Raw genomic sequence first — 16,335 nt, forward strand, 5'->3', positions numbered from 1 at the left:
TGTTCGGCCAAACATCTCAGTTGTACGAATATTCTACAGGCCAACCAAAAGGAAAAAAATATCCTCACCACCCCTCCCCCACATTCCCCCTCACCCCCGCCAGCAGTTCCATCCGCGCTTCCACGCTGGCCCAGCCCATGTGTGGGGTGAGGAGGAGTCGGTGGCGTTCGTTGACGTTGAGGAAGGGGTGATCCGTTGGGATGGGTTCGGTGGTGAAGACGTCGCTGGCGGCGCCGGCGATCTGTCCGTCGTTGAGGGCGGCGACGAGGGCGGCTTCGTTGACGATGCCGCCGCGGGCGACGTTGATGAGGTAGGCGGAGGCTTTCATTTTGGCGAGCTCGGCCTGGCCGATGAGGTTGCGGGTGGCGTCCGTCAGGGGGCAGTGGATGGAGATAACCTCGCAGGTGGTGAGCAGTTCGTCGAGGGAGACGGCGGGATAGGGCTGGTCGGTATTCCGGCCGGAGGTGGAGTAGTAGACGACTTTAGCGCCGTAGGCGGTGGCCAGCTCCGCCACCCGGCGGCCGATGGTGCCCATGCCGATGATACCGTAGCGGGCGCCGCCCAGCTCGTAGTAGGGTTGCCGCCAGTAGCTGAAGGAGGGGGATTTGGAGTAGGTGCCGTCATAGACCGCCTCGTTGAGGTGAATGAGGTCCATCGCCAGGGTGAACAGGGCCGTGATGGTCAGCTGCGCCACCGCGTTGGTGCTGTAGCCACTGACGTTGCGGACGGGGATGCCGCGCGCAGCGGCGGCCTCCTTGTCTACGTTGTTGGTGCCCGTGGCGGCCACGCAGATGAGTTTGAGGTCGGGCAGCTGGTCGAGTTCCGGCTGGCCGATCACCACTTTGTTGGTGATGACGACCTGGGCCCCGGCCAGGCGGGGCACGACCTGCTCCGGGCTCGTGGCCCGGTAGCCGGTGAATTGGCCGAGTTGGGAGAATTTGTCGAGTTCTTCGGGTAGGTCGGCGACGGTTTCGGTGTCGAGGAAGACGATTTTCATGGGTGGGTGGGTTGCGGTGTAATATATATGTTTTTTCACTTCGCGGGCTGGGGGTCCGATATTTAGGTTTTCGTGGTAGTCGCTAGCATTCGCTCGTCGGCCGAGCCTTGCGATAGCTTGACTCATCCGACGAGAGGATGCGGGCCGTTAAACCATTCGGCCAACGAAAACACCCGAGCGAACCCTTGCGTTACAGGCGATGGGTTCCTGCAGCAGATTAAGCGGACCTCGAAGCGTCCCGCAGTATTGCGGGACCTTCGAGCGTCCGCGCCATCAAAGAGTCCCCCCCAAAACCACCTTTTCCCGCAGAAACCAGCTACGGCAGCTCCCCCACTGCTTCTTTATCCTTTCCTTTGCACCTGCGTTCAGCGCCAGAACACTCAATCATCCGACTATATGCACTTTTTCACCGCCATCCGATTTTGTCTTTTCCTCCTGGCAGGTATCGGGTTAAGCTGCTCCCTTTCCGCCCAGGAGGCCGGCGTATCCGGCACGGTCAGCAATACGGAGGGGGAAACACTGATCGGTGCCACCGTCAAGGTCATCGGCTCCGTAATCGGGGATGCAACGGACATTGACGGCCACTACCACATTGAGGTGCCACCGGGGCGTATTCGCCTGCTGGTCAGCTACATTGGCCACGAAAATTTTGACACGACCTTCCGGGTGCTCACCACCGAGCGGGAGATTGAGATCGACGTGGTGCTGTCAGAATCCTTCGTGGACGCTCCGGAAGCGATCGTCTTTGGCCGGCGCGCCACGGGGCAGGCACAGGCGCTGCGCAACCAGCAATCTTCGATCGTCAACCAGACGATTATTCATTCCGAACTTTTTAACAAATACCCCGACATTACGATGGCGGAGACCGTTTCCCGAATGCCGGGGGTGTCTCTCATTCAGGACGCCGGCAACAACCAGATCGTTCAGCTGCAGGCCCTGCCGGAGCAGTACACGGCCGTGGCGCTGAACGGACAGCGGCTGCCCACCATTCAGCCGGAGGAGGATCAGTCGGGCAGCCTGGACATCATCCAGAGTAACCTGGTGGATGAGGTCTGCGTCGTCAGGGCCCGGACGGCGGATATGGACGGAGACGCCATTGCGGGCCTGGTCGACTTTCACGTCCGCCAGCCCGAGGAAAAGTTTGAGGTACTGCTGCAGGCAGGCGGGGGCAGCAACTTCGGCTTTGACGGTAACCCCGGCCAGAAAACCGGGATTACGCAACTGGCCGGCGTACTCAACTCTGAGCTAAGCGACGAAAAAGTCTACGCCCTGATCGCCGGCAGTTACCTGCAGCAAAACCGGGGCACCCGGCAGCAACTTTTCGAATACGGGCAGCCCAACCAGCGGGGGACCGAACTGTACAGCTCCCGCCCCGCTGACATAAACCGGCAAACGGAGCGGGCCGGCGTTGTGGGAGCGGTGGAGCTACGCCCCAGCATTTACAACCGGATGCGGCTGAGTTACAGCTACAACGCCGTCACGGAAGACGTTGAGCACCGCCAGCTTTTTGCCTCCAACGGAAGGGCGGGCGAAGGGCTGGCCCAGCGGATTGGCAGCAGCTGGCAGCAGCGAAAGATACTCCGGCTGGTTGCCCTGGAAGTGGAGAACAACTTCCCCATGACGAAACTCGACTACCAACTGAGCTTTAGCGAGAGTACGGACGAGTTGAATAACCGCCTCCGGGAATCGTTCACCGCCAACAGTCCGCTTCTGACCAACGACGAGCTACTGGGCCTGACGCCCAACGATCAGATCACCGACGAAGCCTACACGCTGATGGACCGTTTTCAGGACGAGGTCGCTCTGGAAGAGACCGTCGCCATCGGCAGTATGAACATCACCCGCTATCTGACGGAGGCCCGCAACAGCTTTTTGCGCATCGGGGCCAGATACCGGAGTAAAGACAGAACTTACGGCGCGATCAGTCTGCGGGAGAATCAGGGCACCGGCCCGACGATCCCCGCCGGCACCTTTGCTCCGCTGACGGACAGGCCCATCCAGTCAGAAATTGGCGAGCTCCTGGATGATAACCGGCAATACGACGCCAAGCAGCGTATTGCCGCCGGCTATGCGATGTATTCGGCTAACCTCAGTTCCCGCTTATCGCTTTCTGCCGGGCTGCGCTATGAGTACCTCCGGGTGGAAGCCCGTAATGCCGTTGACACCATTTTGTTCGACAACAACAATCTGTTGCCGAGCCTGAACGTCACCTACCGGATTCGGCGCGACCGCCAGATCAGGTTCAGCTACTACGATGCCATCGGCCGGCCGAACTACGCCAGCTACCGGCCGCTGAGCAGTGGTGCGATTCCCCTGATCTCGATTGACGAGTTTTCCGTCTCCAACCCCGAGGTAGCCACCATTACCAGCCGGAACATCGACCTGGCCTATGAGCGGTACGGGCGGCGGGACGGGCTGATCTCCTTCGGTCTTTTCGCCAAGTTTCTGGACAATCCGACCCTGACGACCTCTTCTGCCTTCTTTAACGGCAACGGGCGGCCGGTTTACGTTTCGACGGTGACCAATGCGGAGAAGGCCAGCATTGCGGGCTTCGAAATGGGCCTGTACCAGAACCTTGGCTTCCTGAAAGCCAATTCCGGCCTGCGCTACATCAACGTGAACGGCACCTATAATTTCAACGCCATTTCGGTTGAATATGGCGGCAACATCGACGATGACCTGCCGCTCGCCCAGGCGCCGAGACAAAGTGCGAACCTTAGCTTTGTCTACAACAACCCCACCACGCGGCTGAGCGTGGTCGTTGCGGGCAATTACCGTGGCCGGGTCTTTGATCGTCTGCTGGACGAGGAGGCCATCTACCTCAACGGCCTCTTTACCCTGGACTTATCTGCGGACTACGAGTTGATCAAAAACATCTCCGTCTACCTGCGCCTGAATAACCTGACGGACAACTCCTTCGAGGAATGGATTGGCGTTCCCGGCGAAGGTGACAGCCTGATCCGCTCCACCAGCCAGTATGGCATTTGGGGGGTTGTGGGGGTTCGCTTCCGGCCGGGGCAGTAGTTTTTAGTAGTGTAGTTTTGTAGTAGTGTAGTTCTGTAGTGCTGCCGCATGGCAATGTGGTGCCGGAGCCATGCGGCAGCACTACATTACTACCAAACTACATTACTATTCAGGGCGCGGGACCGCAGGTGCAGAGGGAAGTTTTTTTGGAAGCAGGGGCTGACTTCCTTAAATGCTCTGGGCGTTGACTCCTTTACTCCTTCCTCCCTTTACTCCCTTACTCCCCTTACCCCTTTTCCTTCTCCGTCAACGACTCCCGCAGCGCACGGATTTCTTCCGTGAGCAGATCGACTTTGTCTTCCAGTTCCTTGTTGTTGTCCATCATCATTTCATCGATGAAGACGGCGTTGGCCAGGCTCATACCGAAGATGCCACCGAGGACAACGACGATGGCGAAGTAGAAGCGGGTCATCCCGATGGTCATTGGGCTATCCGTTGACTTGACGATGGCGGCGGGGATTTCGTTCCAGCCTTCCAGGGTGAAGAGCTGAAAGATGCTGTAGATACTTACCAGTGGGTTACCGAAGTACTCCGGGGCGATGTCAGCGTAGAAGTGGCAGGTGATGATCGCCAACATGAAGTTGAGAAACACCAGTGCGGCCAGCACGAAGACGGAGGCTTTTAGCGCTCTGCCCAGGCCGGACATCACCTGTTCGATGTTGGGAATAAAGCGCAGGAAGCGAACTAAGCGAACGAGGCGGAAAAGACGTAATAAGATGAGTAGTCCGGTTGCTTCGGGGATGTGGACCACGCCTTCCAGGAAAACGGGCAAACTCCCCATGACGATGATGAAATCAAAGCGGTTCCAGGCGGCGGCGAAGTACTCTTTTGGCTTCAGTACGGCTAACTTGACGATCACCTCCACCAGGAAGAAAATGATGAAGGCATGATCAATGGCCAGCAGCCACCAATTGCCCTTGAACTCTGGAAAATAGAGTGCAAAGATCACCACCGCATTGATGATGATGGCCGTAAGCATGGCGCGTTCACTGAGAAAAAATCGCTTTAACATCAATGCAGGTGTTTTTCCGAATCGGCCCGCAACTTACGACATATCGGGAAATGGGGGGATGGCTTCGGCCGTCAGTGTGTATCACGAAATGCACGGTCAAGCCGCCTGAGACGTCTCCCCTCTCCGGAGGAGAGGGGCCGGGGGCAGGGCTAACGCATACTCACCGGACGCTCAAAGGAGCTCAGCAATTTCGCCTCCGGCTCCATGGCTGAGCACACTTCGAGGTCCTAGACTGCCAATTTAGGACCTCGAAGTGTGCATTTTCCGTAGCGGAGCGAAGGATAAAATGTTCCTTTCCCTTCGGGGCTGCTTCGTGGTGAGGGTCCGGCTTCGAGTATGCGTTAGCCCTGGGGGCCGGGGGAGAGGTTTTTTTAATGAATCGTGCATCTCGTGATACACACCGGCCGTCACTACTAAGTTCACTCCAAGCATCCGGACGGAAAATTTGTCGCTGCGCGCCCAATTTATCTAACCAACCCGCCAGCGGAGGCGGTCGGATCCATAAAACGGCAGGCAAGGCGCGAAGCGACGCAGCCTAAGCCGTTTTTGGGTCCGGACGGTTAATTTCAGGACCTCATGTTAGCCCCTGATTCACCTGACTCTTATTACCTAACTTCTTATCTTGCCCGCATGGAATCGATCGTGCAATACTTTGAAACTATCCCCAGCAGCCACCGAAGCCTCATTCTGGTGGGCGGCATTGCTTTATTCTGGATTATTGAAAGCGCCGTCCCGCTGTTCACCTTCCGGGCTTCGAAATGGAAACATGCCGGAATCAACATCTTTTTTACGCTCACCACCATTGTGGTCAACTTTGTACTGGCCTTTATCCTGGTGTGGAGTAGTGACTGGGTCGTGGCGAACAATTTCGGCCTGCTGCAATGGCTGGATATGCCGCTCTGGGCGACGGCCATCGCAGGGCTTTTATTGCTGGATTTCGGCGGCGCCTACCTGGCGCACTGGACGGAACACCGCGTGCCGGTTTTGTGGAAATTTCACCTCATCCACCATACGGATCAGCACCTGGATACTACTTCCGCCAACCGCCACCATCCCGGAGAGAGCGTGATCCGCTTTGTATTCACCACGGCCGCCGTAGTCGTTTTCGGCGCGCCGATCTGGCTGGTATTTCTGTACCAGAGCATGAGCGTGGTGCTCAGTCAGTTTAACCACGCCAACATCACCGTCCCGAAGTGGATCGACAAACCACTGGGCCTGCTATTCGTCACCCCCGACATGCATCGCGTGCACCACCACTATCGCCTGCCCTATACGGACACGAACTTTGGCAACATTTTCAGCATCTGGGACCGGCTCTTTGGCACCTACTCACAGGTCGACAACCGGAAGCTGGTCTACGGCGTGGACACGCACATGGAGCTGGACGACCACCAGAGCATCGGGCGGATGCTGCGTATTCCCTTCGAGCGGTCTTCTACGGTTGATCATGAGTTGGATCAGCTGAACTGAGGCTACTGCCCTAACTCTTCCTTCATCCGCAGCAATTCTTCCAGTTTTCCTTTGTGCCAGTTCCGGTGCTCCCAGTTTCCGGCGAGAAAGGACAGAAAGAATAACACCGTCACGAGGCCCAGGACCCAGACGGGCTTGTCCTCTATCCACAAATGATATAAAGAAAAGAGCGCAATCAGTGGAATGGACAATAAGCCCATAAAGGATATTCTCACCCGGTGGCGGGTGTCAGAGATGGCCTGATTCACATCTCCGGCAAGCGTCCGGTCAAACGTTCCGGAAGCCCGCAGTCGTTGCATCCTCACGTAGGTCACGTAGCCTGCGAATAAGAGCATGGACGCCATAATCAGGTAAGGAGCAAGCTCTTGTTCCTCTCTTCCGGGCAAAAAGACCATCAGGCCGCCTCCGAAGATCAGGTATATCGCTAGCAGCATTTTCTCCATGAAGTCCGAGAAACGATCCGCTTTAACCATTTTTTGCTGCACTCGCTGGCGAAGGGCTTCCTGGTTTATGGTATACATATCTTCTTCTTTTTGGGCAGACCATTGCGTCTGCAGTTCATCAAATTGCATAGTGGTCCGTTGATTTGGCGGCCTCCGCCAGTTGTTGCTTAATTCGGTGAATTTTAACCCCCGTATTACTTTCTGAAATCCCGATGATGTCGGCTATTTCCCGATAGCTAAACCCTTCCAGCAGGAGTAAAATGACGGAGCGGTCTACTTTGGAGAGCTTTCCAATTTGTTGGTACAGCCAGTTGATCTGCTCGTTTTCGTATTGGTCAGTTTCGGCGATCAGTGTTGGCTCCCCTACCCTTTGCTGGCGGGCCTCTTCCCGCCCTTTCCACTTCATGGCCGTATTGAGCGCGACGCGATAGATCCAGGTTGTGAGGCTGCTGTCTCCCCGGAAGGAATCAACCGAACGCCAAAGCTGCAAAGCAACTTCCTGGAAGAGGTCCTCCCGGTCTTCCTGACGATGGGCATACACACGGATAACCTTGAAAAGGATGCCCCGGTGCTCCTGCAGCCAGCTTGCGTAAATGTTTTCCCGCTCGGTAGTGGTCATTGATTATGTACTTCACCTCCATTGGTTCCTGCGGAGAGACGAATCCTTACGGTGGACAAAGGCTTTAAGGTTTTCTTAACACTTTGCTCTATGAGCTTCCCTTTGCACCTGCGGTAGCGCCGTAAAATAGTATTGATAGTAGGGATAGTATTGATAGTATCGTAGTAGGGATCAGGCAAATGAAAAACCACTATATCCCACCGGTGTATGGGTGACTCAGCCTGTCTGATGGACCTGGTCAACTCGACCAGTTATTACTATCATACCACCACTACTACCATACTATCATTACTCCCCTTGCGGCATCCAGACCACCAGCCCACTCGGCACCCGTGGCTCGAATCGGGTACTCTTTGGTGGAAAACAGCGCCCGGCATCGACCTCCGCGAAAAAAGCATCGTTCGTGACCGGATAGCCGTAGAGGCTAAGCCTGTCCGGGCGAGGGAAAAGAGGCATTTTGCCATCAACAATGTCCGTCACGGCCTCAAACTCAATGCGCTCATCAGACCGGGTGTCCGTGATGTCAAAAACGGCGGGCAGGACGGTGTGTTCCAGCCAGTCAGCATCGTGCAATGTGGCGGTATCTTTTTTCCTGCGGAGATGAAAACAGCGCTCTCCGCTCACGAGCAACCAAATGCCCGGTGCTTCGGGCGCCAATGGTTCCTCGATGGCCTCTACGCTAAAGAACTGCTTAAGGGCGGGAAGGAGCTCTTCCAATGATCGTTGATCATGGATCAGGCGGGCAAAAATGCCCACGTGCAACTCATCGGCCCCGATGAGGCAAACGGGGATGTACTCACAGAAATCCGCGCCTGCGGCCATAAGCCTGGCGTGCGTTTCGGCCCGGTGGTGGCCGTCGGCAATAACCATCGTCCCCAGATTATCCAATGATAAGGCCGCTGGCTGCTTCTTGTCTTTAGGCAGGTAAGTCCGCAGCCGGTAAAAGTTGTCTTCACCGGCAAACTCAATATCTTTTCCGTCCGGGGCGTAGTTCTTGTCTTGCCGGTCCCACCAGTCTTTCAGGCTGGCTACCGTTAGCAATACCGGCTTACCCAGGGCTCCGCGCTCTTCCCTGATTAAATGTTCCTGGCGTTCCAGCCGGGACAGCAGGGTCTCTTCGTGTGGCTTTATGCGCCCGTCCCGAAAGGCAGCCGTTGGCAGTAAGCCGCATATTCCTCTACTGGTCGCTCCGTTTGTGTATCGCCGGATGATAATCTCGGCGAAGGCTGGCTGATCAAACGACTGCAGCGTCCCTTCTGGAAAGCTTCTTACCCCATTGCGGCAAACGGGCAATGATTCCGTCACACCGAAAGGAGGATGGAAGTGTTGAGGGAATGGGATTAAACTAAGCGGCATATCTCCGGAGTTGCCGGAAAGGTACACTAGAAAAGAGAAAGGCATGGCACAAGTGCCATACCTTTCCTGAACTAAACCCCAGTTATAAAAATTCTTATTCCGGGTGCAACCGGATATATGCATTATACGGGTGACAAGCTGTTAAAATTGTTGGGAGAAGAGGGTTTTTCGCCAAAGGCCCGATTTTAACACTCGCCGGATATTCTCGATTTACCGGCTTGCCTGAGCGCCAAAGTCAAAGAGGAGGCTGAAGCGCAGGGTATTATCCAGTGGGTTACGCTGCTGGCTGGTAGGCACAAGGTAGCTGAAGTTGAGGCCGAAGATGTTATACTTCAGGCCCAGACCTGCGGTCAGGTACTGACGGCCACCTTTGGTGGGGTCTTCGCGGAAGTAACCGGCACGTACCGCAAACTGCTGATCGTACCAGTATTCTGCACCTACGCTCCAGGTGAACTCACGAATTTCTTCGCCGAAGCCCTGGGGCGCATCGCTCAGGCTGGAGAAGATGGCAGCGATGGGGCTTTGGTCGTCGATCACGTCCTGATCACAGTTGACATCCGTACCGTCACAAGGTGTCGGCACCAGTAACTTGTTGGTCTCCGCCGTAAGCGTAAGCTCGTTGTACTCGTCAAAGCGGAAGGTGTAAGCTGCTCCGATGGCCAGGTTGGCGGGCAGGAAGTCGCGAACGGTATCCTGTGTGTAGGTGATTTTTGAGCCGATGTTAGAAATGGCGGCTCCGATGGCGAAAGCGTTATCGTTTCTGGTATCGTCATTACGGTAAGTAAAGCCCAGGTCAGCGGCAAAAGCCTGGCCGGCTTCAAGAACCACCCCGCTTACTTCCTGGCCAGCGGCCAGGTTGGAGTTGATGTACTTACCCGTCAGGCTGGCGCTAAAGCGGTCGCTGAGTTTACGGGTGTAGGCCAGGGCGAACTCAAACTCGTTGGGCTTACCCGTACCGGTGCTCTGACCGTTAACGTCCGTGTACTGAATGTCTCCCAGGCTGAAGTAGCGCAGGGAAGCACCGATGGCTTCCTGATCGTTTAGCTTCTTGTATCCGCCCAGGTAGGCGAGGTATACATCGTTCAGGCCCAGGGCCTGTAGCCAGGGCGTGTAAGTAGCACCGAGGGACAAGTCCTCTTCCGCAAACGCCAGACGACTGGCGTTGTAGTGCATGGAGTTAGCATCACCTGACAGAGCCACACCGGCGTCTCCCATAGCACCACCACGGGCGTCCGGGTTGATCCGTAAAAACGGAACGGCTGAAACAACGGTGTTGACACAATCACCACCCGTACCGGGCTGGACGGCACGACCGTTTTCGTCAAGTACACAGGCATTTTGAGCGCCAAGAGATAGGGTAAACAGGCAGAGAGCCACCAGGCTCAGGAAGTTGCGTAAGATTCTTTGCATTTGTCTATTGTGATATTCCGAAAAGAAGTTGCACCGCTGGAGGGGATTATTTGCAGGTGCCTGAACATAAATCGCCAAAATGGAACGGCAATGTGTGTGTTAAGGCTTTTTTAACGGTTTCCGACTTCCGCTTATTTTTCGGGGGATGAAATAGCGACCGCAAAAGTACGGTCTATGCCACAGATACGGTAGGGAGAGGATTGGTGGTTTGTTGCCATTAAATTAAAACGAGGCAATAATCATCGAAAACACAGGGGTATGGAAGTAGGCGATATGCGATATGCGATATGCGATATGCGATATGCGATATGCGATATGCGATATGCGATAAAATCGAACACCCTCCATTAAACTCCAAACAGTACGATAGATTTGTCACCTTCAAATATCCGTAGTCCCGATAGGGACGGATCTAAACTTTTAGCGAGGTACGCAAGAGCGGCGAAGCCTGAGATGTAGTGCCTCGCGTGCAGCAGAGATTTCGATTAGCTTCGCTGACCCCTTCGGAGTTCTTGATTTGCTGCCGAAAGTGACAGCTCACTGTGTTCGATCGGAGCAAAATTAGCTATTCGATATATCAGCTCCTCTACAACTCCGCCACCAGCAAGCAAGCCTCCTTAATGGCCCGCTTCGCATCCAGCTCTTTAGCATTTCTTGCGCCGCCGATCAAGTGAACGGACTGCCCGGCGGCGGTCAATGCCTCTGCCAGCGTGTTCAGTGGCACCTGCCCGGCACAGATCACGACATTATCTACGGCTAAAGTTCGTGCCTCCCCGGCGACGGTGATGTGCAGGCCTTCGTCATCCACTTTTTCGTAAGTACACTGGGCCAGCATATTCACCTGTTTCATAGCAAGGCTGCTACGATGGATCCAACCCGTGGTTTTACCCAGGTCCTTACCGTGTTTTCCCTTGGAGCGCTTGAGCAAAAAAACTTCCCGGGGGCTGGGCAGCGGCTTAGGAGATTCGGCCAGAGAACCGCCACGGGCATAGTCCATGTCTACGCCCCATTCCTTCATGTATTCTTCGACGTTCAGGCTGACGCTGGGGTGGTCAAAATCATGACTGAGGTACTCCGCTACGTCGAAGCCGATGCCGCCGGCACCGATGATGGCTACCGACTTACCGACGGGCTTCTTGTCGGAGAGCACTTCGGCGTAATCGAGCACCTTAGCGTGATCGATACCGGGGAAATCCAGCCGGCGGGGCGTAACGCCGGTAGCGATAACGATGTCGTCGTAGCCGCCGGAGGCGAGCCCTTCGACCGTCGCTTTAGTATTCAGCAGCACCTGTACGCCGTGCTTTTCCAGCATAACGGAGTAGTAGCGAATAGTTTGTTGGTATTCTTCCTTTCCGGGGATGACGGTGGCCATATTGAACTGCCCGCCCAGCCGGTGGCTGGCTTCGTAGAGCGTTACGTCGTGCCCGCGCTCAGCGGCAACGGCAGCGGCAGCGAGGCCGGCCGGACCACCACCAATGACGGCCAGCTTTTTGGGCGCTGACGCAGGTGCATAGTTGATCTCCGTCTCATGGCAGGCTCTCGGATTGACAATACAGCTGCTCACCTGCAAGGTAAAGGTATGATCGAGGCAAGCCTGATTGCAGGCAATGCAGGTATTGATCTCCTGCGGAAGACCATCCATGGCTTTGCGTACCAGGTTAGCGTCCGCCAGGAAAGGCCGGGCCATGCTTACCATATGGGCACAACCATCCGCCAGCACGGACTCCGCCATTTCGGGGCTGTTGATCCGGTTGGTGGCGATGAGGGGAATGCTGACTTCTCCCATCATACGCTTCGTAACCCAGGCAAAACCTCCCCGCGGCACGATCGTACCGATCGTCGGCACCCGCGACTCGTGCCAACCGATGCCGGTATTGATGATGGTGGCTCCGGCTTTTTCAATCTCTTTAGCCAGGTGAACCACTTCCTCCCAGGTGCTGCCGCCTTCTACCAGGTCCAGCATCGAGAGGCGATAGATGATGATGAAGTTCGGGCCAACGGCCTCACGGGTGCGGCGGACGATCTCCAGCGGAAACTTAATCCGGTTTTCGTAGGCTCCACCCCACTCGTCGTCCCGGCGATTAATCTTGGAGACGATGAACTGATTAATAAGGTAGCCTTCGGAGCCCATGATCTCCACTCCGTCATAATTGGCCTGCTGCGCCAGCAGGGCGCAGTTGATGTAATCCTTAATGGTTTGCTCTACCTCCTCGCCCGTCAGGCCACGGGCCGGAAAGGGCGAGATGGGGGCTTTGGTGTCACTGGCGGAGACGTTGTGCTCCGAGTAACCGTAGCGGCCGGTGTGGAGAATCTGCATGCAGATCTTTCCGTCTTCGGCGTGGACAGCGTCGGTGACGTGGCGGTGCTTCCAGACTTCGTCCTCCGTATCCAGCGGGTGCCCGATGGGCAGCGCCAGGCCCGCCTTATTGGGCGCAACTCCGCCCGTAACGATCAGGCCCACCTGCCCGCGGGCACGCTCCGCATAAAAAGCCGCGAGGCGTTCGTGGCCGCCTTCAATGTCTTCCAGCATCGTGTGCATCGAGCCCATCAGCACCCTGTTTTTCAGGGTGGTAAAGCCAAGGTCGAGGGGTTCAAAAAGGTGGGGGTAGTTTGTCTTTTGCATGGTACCGCCAAAATTAGTTTAGGAAGAGCGGAACTAGCGAATTTTCGCAAACTTTCTTTTAAAGAGCAGGATTTCGCGGGCCGGGAGAAAAAAGATCACTTTCTGAATGTTAAAGTTTTGTCATTCCCCTCTTACGCCTGAAAAAGAAGTCCCCGCCCCCTGATTCTGTCAAAAGTGTTGTCAGCACAACCAATTCGACTGAAAAACCTCCTATCCGATAATATATGCGGCAAGCTGGAAAACATAGGCACTTTCCTTTGGGAGGCCCGCACGACCTTTGCGTAAACCTAATATTAATTCGGTTCCAACCGGTAACTAACCGGGGAACAAAGGGCATTAACCTACGTCTTAATAGTAGATCTTTGCGGCGGCAAAACAAAGGTGATCAAAGAACCAAACCCCGAACCTGCGTTGGCGCCCAAAAAACATAAACTCTCCGGAGCATGAATAGTAAACAACTTTTCTCTCTACTGGTCCTGATCGCGCTTCCTTTCATGGTTTCTGCGACCTCAATTTTCGACCTCCTCTACACGGAAGGAAGGCAGCAAGCCCTTGCCCTTCGCCTGGAGGCACCAATGGACAGTCTGCTGGCTAAAACTCCGAACAAGCAAGAAGCCACCTTGCTGTTTACGGATAACAATGGCCAGCGCCAGCGTTGGAGCCTGGACGTTAACATCCGCGGAAAATTCCGCCGCAATCTCTGCGACTACGCTCCCTTAAAACTCAACTTCAGCAAGAAGGACCTGAAGGCTATCGGCCTTGATCCTCACGATAAGTACAAGCTGGTGACGGCCTGTAATGATGATCCTCTCGCAGGTGATCTGGTGATGAAGGAATACCTCGCTTACCGCGCTTACCACCTGTTAACCCCTAACAGCTTCCGGGTGCAGTTGGTAAAGATCACCTACGTTGACAGCAATGGTAACCACCCTGACCGAACAGAAACTGCCTTCCTGATCGAGGATACGGATGAAATGGCCGCTCGCCTGGGTGGTGAAGAGGTGGAGGAAGCCCTCGGGCAGCCAGCAGAAGCTTTTGACGCTACTGCAGAAGCCACCCACGCACTCTTTCAGTACCTGGTGGGTAACGGCGACTGGAGTTTACCGCTGGCCCGCAACCTCAAAATAGTGAAAATGGCGAATGGCAAACTGATCCCCGTTGGCTACGACTTTGACTTCACCGGTTGGGTGGGTGCCCCCTACGCTACCCCGACTTCAGAAGTCGGTCAGCGCAGCATTTACGAACGCGTATACCTTGGTTACGCCCAGGAAGACAAAGTAATGCGGGATATTGCCTCCTCCTTCCGGGAGCAGCGCAAAGCCGTGATCAGCCTGATTAACACTTCTGAGCTCAACGAAGTGGATCAGGAAATTCTCTGGCGCTTCGTCAGCCGCTTTTATGCTAAGCTCAACCGCATGAATAATAATGACAGTCTCCTGCTCTACGATCAGCTTCGTGGCGAGACGGCCGAGGTGATTCCTCCGGGAGCAGAAGCCTCCAGCTATCAACTGATGGGCAGGTAACGGCAGCGGTGAAAGGCGCTGCGCGCTTTCTCCTTTTCAGACGGCCTTTGGCCTTTTAGGGCAAGCCCCCCGGTAAAGCATTACCGGGGGGCTTGTTTTTTAGCTACTTCGTCCCCCGTGGAATAAGCGTACTCGGGAATACGACGTAGCTCTCATTCCCGTCTTCCCCGACGGTGGACACCCCAAAGAAGTAGTTGTCCACCACGATGTTGGTGAAGGTGTAGCTCATCTGATCCGCCGGCACGAAGCGTTTATGCGTCCATTGGGGCTCCGTCGTCAGGCGGTAGTGGACGTAGTAGCCGGCGATGGGGGTTTTCGTTTCTGGGGCCTCCCACTTGAGGCGTGCGCTGGGGCGCACGGTGCCACCGATCATCACCAGTGGCGGAGGAGGAGGTGCAGCGGCCAGCCCCGCCAGCACGATGGAGTTAACGCCCGTCAGCTTGGCGGCGTAGGGAAAGTTGACGTGCTCCAGGCGGTCACCGTAGTAGATCCCGTCTTCGGTGCGGAGGTCCTGATGCTGCTGGGTGTAGTTTTCGTGCGTCTCCATAATCCGGATACCGGGGAAGCCGGCATCGTTGAAAGGCCGGTGGTGGCCACCGCGCCCAAAGCGGTCCAGGCGGTAAACCATCATCGGGTTGAGGTTGGTTGTATACTGTTTGGTGAGGCGATGAACGTAGCGGGCAAGTTGCCGGCTGGGGCCATCCACCTCTCCGCCGAAGAATCGGCGGTAGATGTTCTTGCGTTCGTCATTCGCATCGTCCGGATAGTAGGGCTCGCTGAAGATGCGGAAGGAAGTATTGTCCGTCACGCCATCAACACCGGTGATGTTTCCGATCATGTCGTTGTTCAGGACGCCGAGTAATTCCCACTCGTTTTCCCTGACGTATTCGGCCAGCCCCTTGCCGCCAAAGAGCCCCTGTTCTTCGCCGCTCAGCCCTACGTAGGCAATCGAGCCGGGGAATCGGTACTTCGTGAGAATACGGGCTGCTTCCAGAGTGCCGGCCATGCCGCTGGCATTGTCGTTGGCACCGGGGCTGTCGTCCTTTCCGTTGAGTGGGTCACTGATGCGGGAGTCAATGTCTCCGCTCATCATGATGATACGGTTGGGATCTTGGGTGCCCCGCTGAATGGCGACAACGTTGACGACCCAGGTGTCTTCGCGGATACGCGATTCCGGATCACCTTTTACCAGATTCCGTTGAAAGAAAACTTCCAGGCAGCCACCGCAGTCTTTGCCGATGCGGTTGAATTCATCGAAGATCCATCGCCGCGCCGCGCCGATGCCGCGGGTGGAAGAGGTCGTGTCCGAGAGCGTGTGCCGGGTGCCGAAACCCACGAGTCTGGTTACATCGGTTCGCAATTGCTCTACGGAAGCCGCATTCGCAATGTCGTATAATCGCTGATCCGCCGAGGGCGGCGCGGTGGGAACATTGTTCGGATTAGTCTGACCAAAAACGATCAGAGAACATAGTGTGAGGAGGGAAAGTAGTGTGATTCGCATGGGGCAATTTACGAAGGATGGGTAGAGAAATTGGAATTTGTGGTCTAACACCGGGGCAATCGCAAGCTCCACGCAGGGACGCTTGCAGGTCGCTCCGCGACGCTACAAGGTCCCTTCGAGCGTCCGCGTTACCCGAGCTTGCGATTGCCCTAGTCTAACACCAGGACGCTAAGAGGGAGGGTGTCCGATATTTCATTACTAGCGACAATTTTTAATTCTTCCGCCGAGCGAATTCTGCGCCCTGTCTATTTTTGGGCGCGGCCGCAGGTGCAGAGGAGGTTGAAAAGCAAAGAAAGGCCGGCATAGCTCCCGGGTAGTTATGCATTCCGGCATGTTTATACATCTACCTTTCCAAAA

11 protein-coding genes are annotated in these 16,335 nt (G+C 55.7%); 3 read left to right on the plus strand and 8 right to left on the minus strand.

The window, feature by feature from the left end; translation table 11 throughout:
• Positions 1 to 64: 64 nt before the first annotated feature.
• A complete protein-coding gene (locus tag BM123_RS15725; RefSeq protein WP_319922097.1) occupies positions 65 to 1,123 on the minus strand; it encodes an NAD(P)-dependent oxidoreductase in 1,059 nt (352 codons plus the stop codon).
• A gap of 270 nt (positions 1,124 to 1,393) precedes the next feature.
• Here BM123_RS15725 and BM123_RS15730 point away from each other — a divergent pair, with 270 nt between their 5' ends.
• Positions 1,394 to 4,021, plus strand: a complete 2,628-nt coding sequence (locus BM123_RS15730; protein ID WP_090170245.1) for a TonB-dependent receptor — start codon at positions 1,394 to 1,396, stop codon at positions 4,019 to 4,021.
• Between the two features lie 226 nt (positions 4,022 to 4,247).
• Here the strand turns inward: BM123_RS15730 and BM123_RS15735 are convergent, their stop codons facing one another.
• Complete coding sequence (locus BM123_RS15735) at positions 4,248 to 5,033, minus strand: ion transporter (RefSeq protein WP_245748584.1); 786 nt, start codon at positions 5,031 to 5,033, stop codon at positions 4,248 to 4,250.
• Positions 5,034 to 5,663: 630 nt separating this feature from the next.
• On the opposite strand from BM123_RS15735, the gene BM123_RS15740 reads away from it, so the two are divergent.
• Entirely contained in the window at positions 5,664 to 6,503 is an 840-nt protein-coding gene (locus BM123_RS15740) for a sterol desaturase family protein (RefSeq protein WP_090170247.1), read from the plus strand.
• 2 nt (positions 6,504 to 6,505) lie between these two features.
• Here BM123_RS15740 and BM123_RS15745 read toward each other — a convergent pair whose 3' ends face one another.
• The 5 genes from BM123_RS15745 to BM123_RS15765 form a co-directional block, all read right to left on the minus strand.
• Positions 6,506 to 7,075, minus strand: a complete 570-nt coding sequence (locus BM123_RS15745) for a hypothetical protein (RefSeq protein WP_090170249.1) — start codon at positions 7,073 to 7,075, stop codon at positions 6,506 to 6,508.
• Positions 7,065 to 7,565, minus strand: a complete 501-nt coding sequence (locus tag BM123_RS15750; RefSeq protein WP_090170250.1) for an RNA polymerase sigma factor — start codon at positions 7,563 to 7,565, stop codon at positions 7,065 to 7,067. The genes BM123_RS15745 and BM123_RS15750 overlap by 11 nt, the downstream gene beginning before the upstream one ends.
• Before the next feature lie 288 nt (positions 7,566 to 7,853).
• Entirely contained in the window at positions 7,854 to 8,921 is a 1,068-nt protein-coding gene (locus BM123_RS15755) for a DUF1015 family protein (protein WP_175489419.1), read from the minus strand.
• A gap of 210 nt (positions 8,922 to 9,131) precedes the next feature.
• A complete protein-coding gene (gene porV / locus BM123_RS15760; RefSeq protein ID WP_090170253.1) occupies positions 9,132 to 10,331 on the minus strand; it encodes a type IX secretion system outer membrane channel protein PorV in 1,200 nt (399 codons plus the stop codon).
• A 586-nt stretch (positions 10,332 to 10,917) separates the two neighbouring features.
• Positions 10,918 to 12,954, minus strand: a complete 2,037-nt coding sequence (locus BM123_RS15765; RefSeq protein WP_090170255.1) for an NADPH-dependent 2,4-dienoyl-CoA reductase — start codon at positions 12,952 to 12,954, stop codon at positions 10,918 to 10,920.
• 443 nt (positions 12,955 to 13,397) lie between these two features.
• On the opposite strand from BM123_RS15765, the gene BM123_RS15770 reads away from it, so the two are divergent.
• Positions 13,398 to 14,477, plus strand: coding sequence for a hypothetical protein (locus BM123_RS15770; RefSeq protein ID WP_090170257.1), 1,080 nt, complete (start codon positions 13,398 to 13,400; stop codon positions 14,475 to 14,477).
• Between the two features lie 103 nt (positions 14,478 to 14,580).
• Here BM123_RS15770 and BM123_RS15775 read toward each other — a convergent pair whose 3' ends face one another.
• Entirely contained in the window at positions 14,581 to 15,978 is a 1,398-nt protein-coding gene (locus BM123_RS15775; protein ID WP_090170259.1) for a M28 family metallopeptidase, read from the minus strand.
• Positions 15,979 to 16,335: the final 357 nt, after the last annotated feature.

Source organism: Neolewinella agarilytica (assembly GCF_900110645.1).
Lineage (GTDB): Bacteria > Bacteroidota > Bacteroidia > Chitinophagales > Saprospiraceae > Neolewinella > Neolewinella agarilytica.